General features: G+C 43.3%; 17 protein-coding genes. 10 read left to right on the plus strand and 7 right to left on the minus strand.

Features of this window, described 5'->3' with window-relative positions:
- Window positions 1-96: 96 nt before the first annotated feature.
- Window positions 97-414 (minus strand): hypothetical protein, encoded by a 318-nt coding sequence (locus MKY73_RS11285; protein WP_339307461.1) that lies wholly within the window; start codon window positions 412-414, stop codon window positions 97-99.
- Window positions 415-522: 108 nt separating this feature from the next.
- Between MKY73_RS11285 and MKY73_RS11290 the strand changes: the two genes are divergently transcribed.
- Entirely contained in the window at window positions 523-1572 is a 1050-nt protein-coding gene (locus MKY73_RS11290; RefSeq protein WP_339307463.1) for a leucine-rich repeat domain-containing protein, read from the plus strand.
- Window positions 1573-1723: 151 nt separating this feature from the next.
- Entirely contained in the window at window positions 1724-2497 is a 774-nt protein-coding gene (locus tag MKY73_RS11295) for a cupin domain-containing protein (RefSeq protein ID WP_339307465.1), read from the plus strand.
- A gap of 225 nt (window positions 2498-2722) precedes the next feature.
- Here the strand turns inward: MKY73_RS11295 and MKY73_RS11300 are convergent, their stop codons facing one another.
- A complete protein-coding gene (locus tag MKY73_RS11300) occupies window positions 2723-3766 on the minus strand; it encodes an aromatic ring-hydroxylating dioxygenase subunit alpha (protein ID WP_339256032.1) in 1044 nt (347 codons plus the stop codon).
- A gap of 405 nt (window positions 3767-4171) precedes the next feature.
- Here MKY73_RS11300 and MKY73_RS11305 point away from each other — a divergent pair, with 405 nt between their 5' ends.
- Both MKY73_RS11305 and MKY73_RS11310 read left to right on the plus strand, forming a co-directional pair.
- Window positions 4172-4618, plus strand: coding sequence for a carboxymuconolactone decarboxylase family protein (locus tag MKY73_RS11305; protein ID WP_339307467.1), 447 nt, complete (start codon window positions 4172-4174; stop codon window positions 4616-4618).
- 34 nt (window positions 4619-4652) lie between these two features.
- Complete coding sequence (locus tag MKY73_RS11310) at window positions 4653-5588, plus strand: sigma-70 family RNA polymerase sigma factor (protein WP_339307469.1); 936 nt, start codon at window positions 4653-4655, stop codon at window positions 5586-5588.
- Window positions 5589-5685: 97 nt separating this feature from the next.
- Here the strand turns inward: MKY73_RS11310 and MKY73_RS11315 are convergent, their stop codons facing one another.
- Window positions 5686-6639, minus strand: a complete 954-nt coding sequence (locus tag MKY73_RS11315) for a hypothetical protein (protein ID WP_339307471.1) — start codon at window positions 6637-6639, stop codon at window positions 5686-5688.
- Window positions 6640-6885: 246 nt separating this feature from the next.
- The gene (locus tag MKY73_RS11320; RefSeq protein ID WP_339308559.1) at window positions 6886-7527 is read right to left on the minus strand and encodes a spore coat protein; all 642 of its coding nucleotides are present in this window, start codon (window positions 7525-7527) and stop codon (window positions 6886-6888) included.
- Between the two features lie 103 nt (window positions 7528-7630).
- Between MKY73_RS11320 and MKY73_RS11325 the strand changes: the two genes are divergently transcribed.
- Both MKY73_RS11325 and MKY73_RS11330 read left to right on the plus strand, forming a co-directional pair.
- Window positions 7631-8362, plus strand: coding sequence for a DUF1361 domain-containing protein (locus tag MKY73_RS11325; protein WP_339307472.1), 732 nt, complete (start codon window positions 7631-7633; stop codon window positions 8360-8362).
- Between the two features lie 174 nt (window positions 8363-8536).
- Window positions 8537-9559, plus strand: coding sequence for a serine hydrolase (locus MKY73_RS11330; RefSeq protein WP_339307474.1), 1023 nt, complete (start codon window positions 8537-8539; stop codon window positions 9557-9559).
- A gap of 93 nt (window positions 9560-9652) precedes the next feature.
- Here MKY73_RS11330 and MKY73_RS11335 read toward each other — a convergent pair whose 3' ends face one another.
- Window positions 9653-10639, minus strand: a complete 987-nt coding sequence (locus MKY73_RS11335) for a serine hydrolase (protein ID WP_339307476.1) — start codon at window positions 10637-10639, stop codon at window positions 9653-9655.
- 349 nt (window positions 10640-10988) lie between these two features.
- Between MKY73_RS11335 and MKY73_RS11340 the strand changes: the two genes are divergently transcribed.
- Together MKY73_RS11340 and MKY73_RS11345 are read left to right on the plus strand one after the other, a co-directional pair.
- Complete coding sequence (locus MKY73_RS11340) at window positions 10989-12056, plus strand: ankyrin repeat domain-containing protein (protein WP_339307478.1); 1068 nt, start codon at window positions 10989-10991, stop codon at window positions 12054-12056.
- A 295-nt stretch (window positions 12057-12351) separates the two neighbouring features.
- Window positions 12352-13575: a glucoamylase family protein gene (locus MKY73_RS11345; protein ID WP_339307480.1), complete on the plus strand. Its 1224-nt coding sequence runs from the start codon at window positions 12352-12354 to the stop codon at window positions 13573-13575.
- Window positions 13576-13759: 184 nt separating this feature from the next.
- Here the strand turns inward: MKY73_RS11345 and MKY73_RS11350 are convergent, their stop codons facing one another.
- Window positions 13760-14506, minus strand: coding sequence for a MerR family transcriptional regulator (locus MKY73_RS11350; RefSeq protein ID WP_339307481.1), 747 nt, complete (start codon window positions 14504-14506; stop codon window positions 13760-13762).
- A 23-nt stretch (window positions 14507-14529) separates the two neighbouring features.
- The gene (locus MKY73_RS11355) at window positions 14530-15138 is read right to left on the minus strand and encodes a type II CAAX endopeptidase family protein (protein WP_339307482.1); all 609 of its coding nucleotides are present in this window, start codon (window positions 15136-15138) and stop codon (window positions 14530-14532) included.
- A gap of 370 nt (window positions 15139-15508) precedes the next feature.
- Between MKY73_RS11355 and MKY73_RS11360 the strand changes: the two genes are divergently transcribed.
- Both MKY73_RS11360 and MKY73_RS11365 read left to right on the plus strand, forming a co-directional pair.
- A complete protein-coding gene (locus MKY73_RS11360) occupies window positions 15509-16486 on the plus strand; it encodes an ABC transporter permease subunit (RefSeq protein WP_339307483.1) in 978 nt (325 codons plus the stop codon).
- A gap of 16 nt (window positions 16487-16502) precedes the next feature.
- A complete protein-coding gene (locus MKY73_RS11365) occupies window positions 16503-17414 on the plus strand; it encodes a carbohydrate ABC transporter permease (protein WP_091017811.1) in 912 nt (303 codons plus the stop codon).
- The last annotated feature ends 25 nt before the right edge of the window (window positions 17415-17439 follow it).

Consider the following 17439-nt stretch of genomic DNA (forward strand, 5'->3'; position numbering starts at 1 on the left):
TCTAAACGATTAGAGGATAGTTCGAGATGAATAAAGAAGCTGCTGAAGCAGCTTCTTCATCTGATCTGAACCTGGACTTTGAATGAATCACATTGTTTACCACTGAAAGAAACGATGTCCGTGAAATCCTCCGCCTGGAGGTCCTCCGTGTCCACCTGGACCACTTGGCCCGCCGTGAGGCCCGCCGGGATAGCTACCTCCTGGGAAATGACCAGGGTGTCCACCGGGGTAACCACCGCCGGGATAGCCACCATGCCACCAAGGACCACCGATCGGAAATGGCAGTGGAACAGGAACGACGGGCGGGTATGGGTAGGGGTAAGGGTAAGGATAAGGTGGCGGTGGTGGTGGATAATAAGGGTAAGGATAACCCGCAGGTTGCGGGGATGATACTGAACCAGGGCCGTATGCCATGTAACAAGCCTCCAATAACTGGATTGATGATATCAGCCTATGCCACAGTGGTTGCAGGTGATACAGCAGATTGAAGATTAATCAATATAGAGTCATGAGGGGGAACCTATGGTAGCTGTAGCTTTTCACACCGATCCAAGTGGAACTGCCTATGAACTGTTGATTGACGAATTGATCGAGAAGACAGATCGTTTTATGCTGGCTGACCGAAAGTATGTTGAGGGAGATACACCTGAGAGGGTTGCCAAAGTGTTACAAAGACTTGAGCCGTATCTGATTGAAAAGAGTACGATGGAAGAAATGATGATGCATAGTGGCGCGATGTACTCAGAGGGCATCTATTACATATATCGGTGCACGCCTGATTCCGGGCAGGTCCTTAAGGAGGAAGCCAATCGCTTTCATGACTGGTTATATCCGTCATTGCCGGATGATCTTTGTTTTCTGAAAGAGGATGGGAGCGATTACTTCTACACGGTTGCTCATGAGCATATGTATGGCATGCACATTACACAAGAAGAAGCAATTGAGCTAATGGAGCGTATTCCAGGCTTGTTCTTCGAGTTAGATCGTCAGAGAGATATTCATCGACTGTTGGACGATGCTATCATACATCAGACTGATGTGCTGAATATTAGTTCACATTTCTTGAAAGAGATTCCGGAACGAATTCGGGAGTTGACGCATTTGAAACGTTTGACGATTTTTGAGCAGGATGTATATACGCTTCCTCCAGCCCTTTTTGAACTGACATCATTGGAAGAATTGGAGATCATGACAGCGGATTTGGAAGGTATTCACCAAGACATTGGAAAATTGAAACAACTTCGAGAGCTTAGAATTTATTGCGGTAGTTCTTATCATGTTCCTACCGGGTGGAAGCCAAAGGAGAAGTCGGATCTGGGTCTGAAACATATTCCAGCCGAGATTGGCGAATTGAGTGAACTTGTGAGTCTGGATATAAGTTACTCTGGCATTCGTGAAATCCCACCCGAGCTGGAGCAGTTGAAGAAACTGCGGTATCTGAGTATAACGAATAGTTTAATCGAAGGAATGCCGGACATAGTCAAGCGAATGACCTGGCTTCAGAGTGTAAATCTGGACAGCACTCCATTAGGGATCAGTTGGGAGGACATCTCCGACAAAGAAGAATTATAATAGCCAAATATCCCTGCTCCGTGTATCCGAGTCAGGGATATTTGTTATGCGATAAAAACTTGGCAGAAATGGGCTCACGTCTCTGGGCGCTGGGCATAAGCTGATATATAGGTTATGACCTAAACCGAGAGCGAAGGGCAGGCGTTTTATTTTGGCAACCTCAACCATGGATTATACTTTACCAACCACCCAATTTACTTACGATTTAAGCAACAATCCGTTATTTAAGAAGGATGAGGACAACTATATTAACTCTCTCTCCATCAACCAGTTAAACACACTGGGCAATACTTCCTTACTGGATATTTTCCTCAACACAGGCAATGTGGTTGAACCACATATTCATCAGAATGCAACCGAACTGGTATATTGCATCAGCGGTTCTGCCGTTGTGTCCCTCATCAATCCGTTCACCAATGAGTTGCTTCATTTCCCAATTACTCCGGGGCAAGTGGCGAATGTACCTCAAGGCTGGTGGCATTATGAAGTGGCTACGGCAGATCAAACGCATTTACTGGCGATCTTCGATGCACCCGTGCCTGAAGCGATATTTGGCTCAGACATCTTGCGACTTACACCTGACAAACTTCTGGCTTATACGTACTGTCTGGACGAGAAAAAAGTTCAAGAAGCGCTGGCCCCAATTCAAAAAACAGTGATTATTGGCCCGCCGGCAGATTGTATGACGTCCACTGCCCCTATCTCTAACAGTGCTCCGAATGTGAATCATCAGCCGTACGTAATGCCTAATGTACAACCAAACATGCAACCAAACATGCCGCCCAATGCTCAGCCCAATATGCAACCTTACGTAAACCGTCTTCCATACTGGGGTACTTGGGTTGATCCACGTATCATCCACGAACCGGGTTGTCCGTATTATAGAGAGCTTCCTGTGAATACGAATAATCAAGAGGAAAGATGACGGTTTATTAGGCAAAGTTTATATAGTACACATAGGTACTTCAGTTAAATAAGGTATAGAAAAAGAAGCGTTCCTTGGCGAACGCTTCTTTTTTCTTGATTGCAGGTGTCTTCATACTAGCGGAAAGCCATGTTTAGAGCTACGCATGAGGCGCTAACGAATGGTAGGCGTCTTAATCAAGGATTAGAAGCGTACCCAGAAATCTAAAGAATCTGAGACATCTACTTACGATGTGTAATTTCGTCCCAAACCAATTTCCGTTAGTAATTGCCGATAAGCAATTGAAGTACGGTCAGCGGGAATGTGGGCCTCGGCATGCAGATCTAGGGGCAGATCCTCCGGTTTCTGTGACTCGACCATCTCGCGGTCCTCTTCGAATACCTGCAAATTAAACTTGATTGTGTCTTCAATCGGAGCGTCTTTGTCAAAATTGCGTGTGATTGGACAGAATAGACGGGTATACCGAGCAGAGATCGGCGAAGCACAATTCAGAATATTGAGCTTGTCGTCGCCTGGGAAATGTACCGTCAGCGAAGCCGCAAAAGGCGGGAATACCCGAAACTCACGCAACCATTGGAAACCTTCTGGAGCAACAAGATCTTGCCCTTTGCCATAGTTGCTCACCGTACTCCAATACTCGGCCAGTAACTCATTACCTTCACGTTTCACTTTGTATTGAGGGACTTCTGTGTTGTTTTTGTCACCAAACGTTTCCGTATGCACATAGGCAAAATGGGATACATCGAGGAATCCCTCCATTTGTCGCCCAGAAGAACCGGCAATATCAAAGTTGGGTGGCAAAATATTGATATATTCCGGATCATCCCATCCAGGGAAGGAGGGGATCTGTTCTTCCGTTCCCGCCAAAGTGGTCCAGATTAAACCATAACGTTCAACTGCGGGATACACGATAAGTTTGAGCTTAGGCGAGATCTTGGAGCTTGGGTGTGCAGGTACTGCGGTACATTTACCCTCACAATTATAACGGAAGCCGTGATAAGGGCAGACAATCTCGCCATTTTCTACCCAGCCTTTGCTAAGTGGGGCCCCGCGGTGAAAACAAAGATCCTTGGCTACGACAACCTGATCATTACTACGATAGAGAACCAGCTTCACATCGAGTAATTGAGCAGCAAGTGGTTTGTCTGTTACTTCGGTAGCTTGTGCTACCGGATACCAATATTGTGATAATACATGCCAGTCTTCAGCGGTGAATGTACAACCTCTAGGCAATTCGGACGTATTAGGGTTTGCGTTGGAAGTTATCATAGTAAAAACACTCCTTACCAATATGAATAAACATTTCTCTTTATTATGTTAGAAAAGTTAACTTTATTAGCCGTATGTTACTACTCTTATAGTCAAAGTATCAATATATCCAACCTATTTTTGGTTGAAATCACAAACGATACAGCAAAAACCGTACATGAACACGGAAATTTTCGAGTTTACTTTACATCATATGTTATCTGTAGGGGGAGAAAACAACTTCTAGGCATGTTATTTCTTTAACTGATGGATGGCTGTATGGAGATGTTTTGTTAGAATCTCAGTGTAATATCTGTTAGTTGAGCAATCATTCTTGTGGGAATAAAAAGATTTTCGTAAAGTATGTCACAGATCCCGGCCGTCGTTTGTCTACAGTATGTAAACCAAATGATGGAGGCGAATGAAATGAATTTAAGAACCAACTACAGAGCAGTGAGTCCAGGCGCTTTTAAAGCGATGATGGCGATGGAGCAGTATATATCCGGGCAATTCGAGAATAAAGTATTGTATGAGTTGTTAAAAATCCGTGTGTCCCAGATCAATGGCTGTGCCTTTTGTCTAGATATGCATGCCAAAGATCTGATGAAACTGGGTGATTATGCGGATCATATTCTATTGCTGAGTGTGTGGCGTGAAGTGTCTTTCTACACAGATCAAGAACGTGTTATGCTGGAGCTGGCTGAGGCGGTGACCTGTATCTCGGAACATGGTGTACCCCTTGCGTTGTACGATAAGGTTCGTGAACATTTCAGTGAATCCGAGCTGGTGGATCTGATCCTGGCCATTAACACGATTAACAACTGGAACCGGATTGCGATTACAACCGGCATGTATCCGGGCTGCTTTAACTAAAATACATGCACCATTGCCAGAGGAGGCCATTCTTATGAATTCCAATCTCCACGCCAATGAACCAGAAGTGTCTTCTCTGGATGTTGGTGAGCTGTATATACAGTATAAAAATTATGCATTTTCAATCGCTTATCGCATGCTCGGCAGTGTGGTAGAAGCTGAAGATATTGTGCAGGATTGTTTCACGGGAATTCAGAGCACGTCTGCTCAGGCTATTCGCAATCCCAAGTCCTACATTGCCAAACTGGTTGTGAACCGAAGTTTGAACCTGCTCAATTCTGCCCGCAACCAAAGGGAAAATTATGTTGGAGAGTGGCTTCCGGAACCGATAGCAGACAGTAAGGCGGGAAACATACCTGAGGAAACGATGCAGAAGAAAGAGATGATTTCCTATGCCTATCTGGTCATGTTGGAGCGGCTCTCGCCTGTTGAACGTGCTGTTTTTGTACTTCGTGAAGCGTTCCAGTATGATTATTCCGAAATAGCGGATTGGCTGGGTAAAACGGAGAGTAACTGCCGTCAAATCTTTAGCCGCGCCAGACGGAACTTGCCTGAAAAACTTCCACCAATTGAGCAGAGTGATGCTGATATGATAGCGAAGGGTGAATTAATCAGCCGTTTTACAACGGCTTTCCTTCGTTATGATGTCGCTGCGATGCTCGAGTTACTAGCAGATCAGCCTATATTTACAGCAGATGGCGGTGGCGTTGTGCATACTGTGATGAGAACGATGAGCGTTCACAAAGGCGTGCTTGCCCTTCTGACCTCACGGCGGGTCCTTACGCGATTGCGTGAAAGAGAATGGGTACCGATGTGGATCAATGGTGAGCTTCAACTTGCATTGATGAAAGAAGGACGATTGTCCGAGGTGCTCTGTTTGGAATTGGACTCTTCCGGGGAGCGGATTGTGGGCATTTATCTCGTCGTTAATCCGAACAAACTTACATCGGTGCACACGTCAACTCTTTGAGCAGAACGGAAGGACTCGATATATAAACGGAAAAGCGACAACCTCTGCTCCGAGGCTTGCCGCTTTTTTGCATTCAATTGGTGCTTGCTGCACCTTATTATTCAAGGGCAAAGTGTCGTTCAACAGATTCAATAATTGCTCTGACTTCTGGTGTAAGCTCATCATTGTTCTGATTGAGAACGAATAAAATCTTTTCCATGGCATCCAAAAGAACACTCTTCGTATTGGGCTCCCGCTTAGCCAAAGCTTTTTCGTAAGCCTTTTTCACCTCAGGGTCCATGGTGCGGATTTCTTCATCCGTGTACCAATCATATACAGGCGTGTTGTCACTTCCGTAAAACAGATATTCTACAAATAACCACTGCTTCACTGTTGATGTACGATTGGAATTCGGGAAGTTGGTCAAAAAGGCTTCTTTCTCCAATGTACGCTGAATTAATTCATTCCAAGGAATGATGATGCCAGCATCTGCAGTTGTCATTTGATTGGACTCGGTAGCCATAATATCAATGTACGCGGCAATATCTGCCTTAACGAAGGGTTTGAACTTCTGGTATATCTCATAATTGATGATGGGGTAATACAAGCCTTCACTGGTTTCCAGTTTGAACCCGAGATCGGATGCTTCCTGCAAAAGCTTCTTCACTGTCGGATCTTTAATTTCTTGCAGCAGCCGACTATATGTAAGCTTCTGTTCGTAACCAAGTTGTTCATGTGATTGAGATAAGGCCTGTTGAAACTGTTTCGTATACATTTTGTATTCCATATCCGCCAGCTTCATATTCTGCATATTCTCCAGTTGCAGCGTCATTAATGTTGCCTGCCAAGGACCGACTTTGTCGATATGATTCATCAGGTATTTACGTGCTTTAACCAGACTTTGTGTGGATTTCACTGCTGCTGTTCGATAGGTCTGGAATTGATGATACACCGCATTGGAAGCGGGGACAGGTGCAGCCAGTGTGGATGAGGTCATAAATGGCGAGCCAAGCGCAGTACAGCCGAGAGCCATAATCAGTAAACCAAGTTTAGCAGGTTGCTTCCATCTCATTCGTATACCTCCCCTTAATCAAGAAAGCCTTTTGAATTCGCGTATAACAGTAAACTGTATTTAACCTGTATTCAATACGTATGTTCCATAAGTTGAATATGTACGGATTAGACTTTGATTAAACCAGTTTCTGGTAAGTGAATCAAGAGTCTTCAGTAGGAAAAAGATTGTAAAAAATCAAAGAACAGCCCCTAAACCCCGAATGGGTTATAGAGACTGTTCTCGGTAAACGGACTTCGTTTTCATTTAATGAAGTGGTTTATTGCTGTTAGGCATCTGAGGTGCTCCGGTTGCTGGGATGTATGCCTGAAGCATCTGTTGTGTGTCACTTGCAGTGAGTTGAGGGACTTGATAATAGGCGTTTTTATTCTGGAACATGAAAATCTCATAAGCCATCTCGATAAAATGCTGGATCTGTGAAGCAATGACACGGCGAACCGTTCCATTTGTGATCTCGCTGCAGGACATGCCGAGCAGACTCGCATGTGACTTGATCAGTCCCAGCATATGACCGCTAATCCCGTCATCTTTTACATCAGCCAAGCTCTGATTTGGCTTTTTTGGTGCTGATGGCTTAAGGCCATATACCGGTGGTACGATGTTGGGAATCATGTAGGTTGCTGTCTCTTGATGTGGCTTCTGTCCGGATGCAAAACACTCTGCTGTCAGATTGTACTGGGATAAAATGAAGTTATACTGGCGGTCCAAAATGCCAATCAGTTCCTGGCTCTGTACAAATGTACGAAAGATCATATATTGATCCAGCACGTTAATGGTGGATGCCAGAATCTCATGCACATCGAACATCTCATGACCACCATGATTCAAGTTAGGGCTGATATTTGGATTTGTATTTAATGTAGGATGTACTGCATTCTGAGGGTTCATGGAATTTGGATTCATTGGTAATTTGATTCTCCTTTGGTAAATGGTATGATTCTAGTATGCTTGGTAAGTAGTAAATTTATGTATATAAGTGAGGTTAGAATCATTGAGAAAACTGAACTATATTCGCATATTTATTTTCCTTAGTATGGTCACAGCCGTAACGCTGGGCTTGTACTATGTAGCCGCAGATTGGCTGGATCAGCGTTATTTCCGCTTCCTGATCTGGAATCTGTTTTTGGGCTGGATTCCTTTTGTGTTCTCCTATGCATCCTATCTGCTATCTGATGTGAAATGGAAAGGTGCCGCATGGCTTGCAGTCGCAAGTGGGCTACTGTGGTTATTATTTTTCCCCAACTCTTCTTACATTGTTACGGATCTGGTTCATCTGACAGCGAGAAGTTCCCGGTATTATAGTGGTAATGGGGTGGACTATACATATTGGTACGACTTAAGTGTTGTATTAATGTTTGTCTGGACAGGGCTACTGCTTGGATTCCTGTCGATGTATCAGCTTCAGGAAGTGATCTATCACCGCATTGGACGCTGGGCATCTTGGATCTTTGTACTGGCTGGCTGTGCTCTGGGAAGTTATGGCGTATTGCTTGGACGTGTATATCGACTGAATAGCTGGGATGCACTGACGAACCGCGAGACGCTAATAGAGCTGATGCACGAAAGTGTAAGCCGCCCGTCTCTAGCGTTCTGCCTGTTTTTTGGCACGTTTATCATCACAATCTATGCCACACTATATTATCTGATTAATACGAGGTCTCTCCGTGATACGAAGAGTAGTGCTGGAATTCCAAGGTATAAAACGAGTGGAACAAGTGATTGAACAGCATTTGAGCATGCTTTGTTCAACGTAGTCTTACCTTGTATGAAGAAGGGGTATTCCTTTTATAAGGGAGTAACTCTTCTTTTTTATGAAAATTTGGCAGGTATACAGGATATAACGAAGAATTAAGAATGAGAATGTAATGAATACATAGACAAGTAGGTGAACAACAAAATGTTGAATGTATTAGAGCTGACAATAAAAGTAGAAGAAGTCATGGAACGCGTGAATTTTTCGGGTGTTGTATTACTCCAACAAGGCGGGAAAACCCTTTTGAATATGAAACGTGGTTATGCGAATCGCAGTGAAGAGTTTGCCAATCAGGTGGATACACGCTTCGGCATTGCATCAGGATGTAAGATCTTCACGGCAGTGAGTATATGCCAGCTCATTGAAGCGGGTAAGTTATCTGCTGATTCCAAGCTTACGGATGTGTTGAATGTGGAATTTCCGCAGTGGGACGAAGGAATTACCATTCATCAATTGTTAACACATACGTCGGGTATTCCAGATTATTTCGATGAAGAAGTGATGGAAGACTTTTCGGAATTGTGGAAAGAGAGACCCGTCTACGCGATGCGGCGATTAAGTGACTTTCTGCCCATGTTTCAGCAGCTGCCGATGAAGTCTGCTCCGGGTGAACGTTTTCACTACAACAATGCGGGTTTCATTGTGCTGGGGCTTATTGTGGAACAACATTCAGGACTGTCGTTTACAGATTATGTGGAAGAGCACATTTTCAAACCGTGTGGCATGAAGGACTCCGGTTATTTCGTAACAGATCAGCTTCCGCGTAACACGGCTTTAGGGTATATCGATCATGAAGATGGCTCCTGGAACACCAATATGTTCTCCATTCCTGTCAAAGGTGGATCAGATGGTGGAGCCTATGTTACAGCGCCGGATATGGTTCGATTTTGGGATGCTTTGCGGGGTCACCAATTGTTGAATGCTGACACAACACGGCAGTTATTAACTCCACATGCTCATCAAGAGGATGAAGAGTATTATGGGCAGGGGATCTGGATTGACCGCAAGGGTGAAGGGATTTTCAAATTTCATGTCATGGGGTTTGACCCAGGGGTGTCGTTCATGTCTTCCGTGTATCCAGACTATGATCTTCAACTGGTTGTGCTCTCGAATCAAGAGTCTGGTCCGTATCCAATCACGATTGCCATCGAAGAAGCATTGGCATAACAAAATAAACCCTCAGCCTATGGATTGGTTATCCTACAACTAGGTTGAGGGTTCATTGGTCTAACCATGGGTCGAACAACATAAAAGTACGGCTTACATGTATAACATTTTCCATAGTTCAGGAGCGATTAATCGAGGGAAAACATCCAGCGGAGGCTTCTCTTTCTTTCGTTTGTCATTGGTTAACACGGTAACGAGTTCTAGCTCTGGCACAATATATACATACTGACCACCAAACCCTCGCGCGTAATAGTAATGGAGATTGGGTTGGGTGTCTTCAGCAGCAATATCTTCAGCAGCAGACCTTTCGTTCGGATAGACATCCACCCACCAATGCCAAGCATAACTGCCGTAATTAGGTGGGCTAACTGTAATGAATGGCTGCGTAGAACGGGTAACGAGATGATTGGAAATGAGAGACTCCCCTTCCCACATTCCTTGCTGTAGAAAAAGCTGACCAAATTTCAGCAGATCTCCGGGCAACATCTTCAGACCGAATCCGCCAGTATGGACACCTTGTGGGTCACTTTCCCATTCATAATCCTTAATGCCCAACGGGTCAAAGAGATAACGTTCTGCGAACTCGGCTACATTCATGCCTGCATTTTGCATCAGGATAGCGGATAGAATCTGTGATACTCCTGAGTTGTACTCCATATATGTACCCGGTTCATGGCTTAAGCGTTGTTCCAACGCAAAATTCACCCAATGATCGGTGCGGGTCATGCGAGGGAATGAATTCTGCCCGCCGAACTCGTCCCAGTTGAATCCGGCTGTCATGGTGAGCAGTTGTTCCAGTGTAATCGCTGGTTTACGCGGGTCAGGATCGGATGTCAGCTGTGGGAAAAAGGTGGAGATTGGGGCTGATGCCTCTGGCAACAAACCTTTATCCATCGCTATACAGATGAGTGCGGATAGCACACTCTTGGTACAGGAATTGATTTTTGCAATATCGGTCGCAGCCTCTTGGTTGCGGTAGTGTTCGTACATAAGCTCACCGCGTACACTGACGAGGCAGCTTCGCAGATCCAGCGGTGGAATGATCTGTTGTAACTTGGATGACAGTAATGAAGGATTCATAGTGTCCTTTCTGTACGGTTGATTTGTAATAGAATTTTGAATTTTGTAGAAATAGGTGTCCATTATCTTAGCATACTCCTGAGGTAGGGCTCAACAAGCACTCCATTATTATTTCAAAGCAAGCATGTAAAATACGATTTTCGATGAAGGCGATAAGAATTACATGCGAATATCGCATAGAACCTCAGTATTGTCTTTCAATCTTATATAATTGTCATGAGAAGAGCGCAAGACATTTATTGGGACGTTGATTATGATCGAGAGTGGATACTCAAGCTAATATTTTTGATTTTTCACAACAAGTGATTATATAGAAGAAGTTAGTAAAAAGTGATAGGGGGAATCTTTCTTGTTCAAAATCGGAAATCAAGGATCGTTCGAAACGCTTCCTGATCAAGCTAGGGCAATATATGAGGGAGACACCGGTGCTGTAGAACAATTCATTAAGCAGGGCATGGATCTTGAGGAAGAGATTACACTCAGTAAATACATAGCATTAACGCCGCTCGACCTTGCCTTAATCTGCAATCAGCTGGAAGTGGTCAAGTTGTTGGTCGAGCATGGAGTTAATCTGAATGTCAAAAATAATTCGGCGATCCTGAAGGCAGTTAGATATTGTGGAGAAGAAATGGTGCGATACCTGTACCAGCAAGGTGCCAAGTTAAATGGACTTAATCGGGTCAAATCCAGTGCATATGATGAAGCCTACTATGGTAACAAAAAGAATATAACCGTGCTGAATGAACTGGGGTTGGATATTCGTAAATATGGAGGCAAAACGTTGCGCAAAGCGGTAGCTGATCACGATATGAAGACAATTCAGTACTTGCTGGATCAAGGAGTGGATGTCAATTACAATGAACCGGATATGGTATACCCGTATAAGGCGACACCTCTCACGGTAGCTGCAAGACTTAATAACATGAAGATGGTTCGTTATCTGGTGGACCAGGGAGCAGATGTGACCATTCAGGAGAAGGATGGAGAGCGAGCGTACACGATCGCAGTGAGTCAGAAAAATGAAGAAATGGCTGAATATCTAAAAGGGCATGAACCTCAAGAATTTCATGATATGAGCAACAAATTGCATACATTGAAGTCTTATAAACTTCCGCAGCAACTTATTGATTTTCTAACTAGTGGACCCCGAAGAATAGACTTGCCAGATAGTGAATCAGGCATCCGATATATAGAATTCTTCCATCTGATCGATACCGTAGAGATGAAAATGGGCAGACAGAAGCTACTGCGTATTTCCTCGGATATCGATCAATACTCACATATCCTGATTGTCTGGAATCCGAGCAAAAAAATGATGGGATATGCGGATATTGAACATCAAGAACATGGAACGATAGCTACCTTTGAAGAGTTCATGGCAGATCCTGTTGCACTCGTAGAAGGTACCCTGAATTAGATGGATTGTATACGGAAATTCTATGAACCTCTTCTTATTAACATGTGGAAGAGGTTTTTACTATTATAAATATGCGAATATAGGAAAAATATCATATGGAAAAAAGTACGATAGTGTGTGATAAAGTTTTAATGGTAAAATACCGAATTATGTTATAACCGTGGCGACAAATACCATGTAGGTGCTTTGATATTATCTCACCATCCCCATCCTGAACCAGAGCAACTCAGTTTCAATGAAATTGAGATTGGCTTATCTAATGAAACGTTTCGAATTCATTTGAAGGGAGAACATCATGAAAAAAGTAAAACTATTCAGCTTCATTTTAACTTTTTGTCTGTTCGCTAATCTAGCTTTAACTCCGATGGCCTCAGCAGGTGAATCAAGCAATTTAATTGGATTTCGAGCAGAATTGAAAGCGATTGCATATAAAACCTATTCGTATTTTGAGGATTATACGGATCAGAACACTGGCTTGACTTACGATGAAGTTCGGCTCACTGAAAAAGGGACAGAAGAAGCTAAACGTACCTCGCCCACGAACATCGCCATGTATATGATGAGCACCGTTTCAGCGCAACAATTAGGCATTATTTCTAAGAAAGAAGCTGTTCATCGCCTGCAAACGACTATCAATTCCCTCGAAAAGTTAGAAAAGTGGAACGGCCTATTTTATAACTGGTATAACACAGATGACGGTTCAGTGAAGAAAGATTGGGGACAATTTATATCCCAAGTCGATAATGGCTGGTTATCCGCTGGTTTAATTGTTGTTGGGCAAGCCTATGAAGAACTTCATGGGGCAACAAGCGAGTTGGTCGAAAATATGAATTATACTCCGTTATATGATCCTGAAGTCGGTCAATTCCGCGGAGGCTATGATGTGGCTAAAGGCGCAGTGACGGATCACCATTATGGAATGTTTTACACGGAACCACGTGGAGTGGATGTGTTTGAAGGAAGTTATGTATACAAGGATAAAAAGTTCGTGCCAAGCTGGGGAGGCAGTATGTTTGAAGCTCTTATGCCCGGTATCGTCATAAAGGAAAAAGACCTAGGTACTCAAGCTTTGGGATTGAACAACCAGCGTCATGTTGAATTGCAGATCGAATATGCCAAAGAAAAAGGGTATGCAGCATGGGGTTTTTCACCTTCTGCAACGCCGACAGGTTACAGTGAGTTTGCGGCAACGCCGTTAGGGACCTCAGGTTATAAAGATGGAGCAACGGTTACAGCACACGCAACATTTCTTGCCCTCGATTATGCCCCTGAAGCTGTTCGAAAGAATATTAAAGCTTTAAAGAAATTCAAAATGTTTGGCAAGTATGGGTTCTATGACTCAGTTAATGTTGAAACGGGAGAACTCGCAAAAGCTTATCTGGCACTGGATCAAGGAATGATTATGGTGTCGATCGCTAACTATCTTCAAGACGGCGTTATACGCGATTATTTTCACAGTGATGTGATAGGGCAGACGCCAGAAGAATTGTTGAAAAAAGAAGTGTTTTCTATTCAATGAAGGGAAGGAAACCTGCCATAACGATTGTTTAAACGGAACGAAGCAGCGTGTTTTCTGCTTCGTTCTATTTGCATTTGTCGAACCGTCTCTGGGTACAGCTCGAGATGTTTAGGCTGGGTGAAAGGAGTGGTTTCTCTCATGAATGATGCAATGACTTAGAGTTGTATTGGTCGTTATCAAGATCCTATAGAGAAGAATTTTTCTTCGTATTTAATACCTCAAATGCTTCTGTCAAAAAATCCATGGTATGCTTAGGGATCAACGACTCATAGGGTTTTACGTTTATATAAAGTTCTTCGTTCTTTTCTTCGTCATGGAGAATCAGTTGATTTAATTGGGTATTTGTAATGATATCCTTCAACTGTTGCTGTATGGAAGGATGATCTGGTTTAAGATCGTGTAGGGTAGCTCGATGGACAAGCAATACCAAATTGAATAATTGTTCATCCAAGTAAGTTTGCTTAGAGATATCCTCTGGGAACACCTTTTCAATAATATCCGCAGAAACATACTTTCGAAGTAGCTTTTTTTGGTCCTCCTCAACACGCATCGAGTTCATAAGTAACATGAGTAATTCTGAGTTTAATTCATTGAATTGATCTTTTTCCTTTAACCGTTTTATTCGTTTAATTATTGCTAAAGAACAATCAATAGCTTTTCTCCTATGTTTAAGCGATTGTTCTTGAACTTTAATTATTTCATCAAAAGAATATTGCGGATTATCTAAACTGGCTTTAATCTCGTTTAATGAAAGTCCTAGACTTTGCAACAATTGAATTTCATGCAGCCTTTTAAAATCCTCATTTATATATACATGATGATCATTTTCGTTCTTTTGTGAGGGAACCAATATGCCAAGTTGTCGATAATGTCTTAACGTACGAACTGTCGTGCCCGCCAGCTTTGCAAATTTACTCACTGTTAATTGCATCTAACGTCCCTCTTTTCAAATAATCAGTTCTTGTATTTTCGTGCCAGAATAATTCCAACAGAAATATTATAAAGGACATGGGCAAGGATTGGGGGAATTAACGACCCCGTAAAATAAAAGAGTAGAGCAAAAATCAACCCATTTACAAACACAACGATAAGGACACCCGTAGCTCCTCTATATTGAGGAACATGTATTATCCAGAATAGAAAAGTGCTTATTAGAATGACGATCCAATCCAGGAACAAAGAATATCCAATAAATAATCCGATCAGGACCCCTCTAAAAAAGAATTCTTCAAATATACCACCTATCGCCGTTATAGCTAAACCACTTGGTTGGATCATTATTTTTTTAATCATATCTGACCCTTCGGTTTTAGGGAGTTCTGTTCTTGTTCTGATAAATGTAATTAGGACAATCGTAGTAATAAAAAAACTGGCAATAAGACCAATGATGATTACGGATAATATACTAATCACGTTTGGCATGAATAGGGAAGCTATAAATGGTAATATTCCTCCCCACTTGAAAAACCCAATAAAAATAAATCCAATAGATAGAAAAGCTGATTGCGTTAGTAATGCGATCAACAGTATTTTGTAATGTTCCTTTGCATAGGTCTCAGACATATGAAAACTCCTTTATCACATTTTTTTCATTGTAGATTGTGACGTAACGTCCTCCGCAACAGCTTTTTTTATCAAAGTATGATCAGCTATTCATAACAAACGTTTGAATTCTTGCTCGGTGATCACAATATGTTTCTTTTGCAACGATGAGGAGGTTCGTAATTCACATATTTACAGCCTTGCTCCATCTGCAACCATCCACATCAGGGCTAAACGAAAAGTACCGCAGTAGCGCGGTTTTACACAGCCTATCGTGACAATGCAGAACCTACATATTTACCGTGTCATCTTCGTTTCACTATACTTCGAATTGTAAGCGTTACCAAAATAGAGTCAGCAAGAATGCAAAGCAGCAACATAACCGTAGGTAATGAATGACATAGAAAGGAGTGAGAGAGTGAAGGAGAGTCACACAGTAGTATCCGTAAATCCTTCATTGAAGAAGAACTCCCTTGGCAAGAGAATTTGGAAAAACTGGGAGCTTTATCTGTTCATGCTTCCCGTGTTGTTGTATTTCCTTATTTTTCATTATGGCCCGATGTACGGCATTCAGATTGCTTTTAAGAATTTCGTACCTTCAAAAGGAATTACAGGCAGCGAATGGGTTGGTTTTGACCATTTTGAACGGTTTTTCAATTCTTATTTTTTCTGGGATCTGCTCTGGAACACATTCAGTATCAGCTTCTATGAACTTGCCATCGGATTTCCGTTGCCTATCATATTGGCGCTGGCCTTCAATGAAGTCCGTAACGGTCCGTTCAAGAAATCGGTCCAGACGGTCACCTATGCACCCCATTTCATTTCTGTAGTTGTCATGGCAGGTATGATCATTACCTTTTTATCACCCTCAAGCGGAATGATTGTCCGGTTCATCGAGTTCATTGGTCTTGAACCAGCACAGTTTTTGACTGATCCCGCATGGTTTAAGACGGTATATGTATTCTCCGGCGTCTGGCAGAGCACCGGGTGGGGAACCATTATTTATCTCGCAGCCCTGTCAGGCGTAGATCCCCAGCTTCATGAAGCAGCCATTATGGATGGAGCAAGCCGAATGAAACGGGTGCTGCATATCAATCTGCCGACGATATTACCCACGATTACGATCATGCTGATCTTGAATATGGGTAATATACTGGGTCTTGGTTTCGAGAAGATTCTGCTGCTGCAGAATTCACTCAATATGGAAGCATCCGATGTAATTTCCACCTATGTATACCGCGCCGGATTGGTGAACGCTCAGTATAGCTTCTCAACAGCTGTCGGATTGTTCAACTCGGTAGTCAACGTTATTTTGCTTGTTACGGTCAACCAGATCGCCAAACGCACCAGTGAGAACAGCCTCTGGTAGAAAGGAGTTGAAGTCTTTGGTTACTGCGATGAAAGAATCTCGGGGGGACAAGCTTTTTCTGATCAGCACTTATATTTATCTGGGTCTGGCAATGTTGGTTGTTCTCTATCCGCTAATCTATATTCTCAGCGCTTCAATCAGTTCGCCGCAGGACGTCAATTCGGGAGCGATGTGGTTGTTTCCGAAAAATGTAACACTGGACGGATACAAGCTTGTGTTTGAGAACCCAAAGATATGGAGTGGTTACTGGAACACCATTATCTACACAGTGGTGGGCACTCTGCTCAATCTCGCCGTCACTCTGCCGGCCTCGTATGCGCTCAGCAGATCTGATTTTGTCGGGCGCCAATTGTTCATGGGCCTCATTCTATTCACGATGTTCTTCAGCGGCGGAATCGTGCCGACGTATCTGCTGGTCAAGAATCTTGGACTCATGAACAGCATGTGGGCATTGGTCCTGCCGGTGGCCGCTTCGGTCTGGAATATCGTCGTAGCCCGTACCTTTTTCCAGACGACCATTCCGAAAGAACTTCAGGAAGCAGCGCATATTGACGGCTGTACGAATCTAAAGCTGTTCATTCGCATTGTTCTACCGCTGTCGGCACCGATTGTAGCCGTTATGGCCCTGTTCTATGGGGTTAGCCACTGGAACAGCTACTTCCCTTCTCTGATCTATTTAAATGATGAAGCGAAGTATCCGCTGCAGATGGTTCTGCGTCAGATCCTTGTTCTTCAGGAAATGACAGCGGAAACGACGGGCTCTTCCATCAACGGCGAGGTGGCCACCGCCATGAATAATAAGGCAGAAACGGCATCCCTGATTAAATATGGAGTCATTGTTGTCTCCACACTGCCCATCGTGGCAATTTATCCGTTCCTGCAGCGTTACTTTGTCCAAGGGGTCATGATAGGCTCTGTTAAAGGTTAAACAGCTAAACTGTGATGAAATCAAG

The organism is Paenibacillus sp. FSL R5-0519 (assembly GCF_037974275.1).
Taxonomy (GTDB): Bacteria; Bacillota; Bacilli; order Paenibacillales; family Paenibacillaceae; genus Paenibacillus.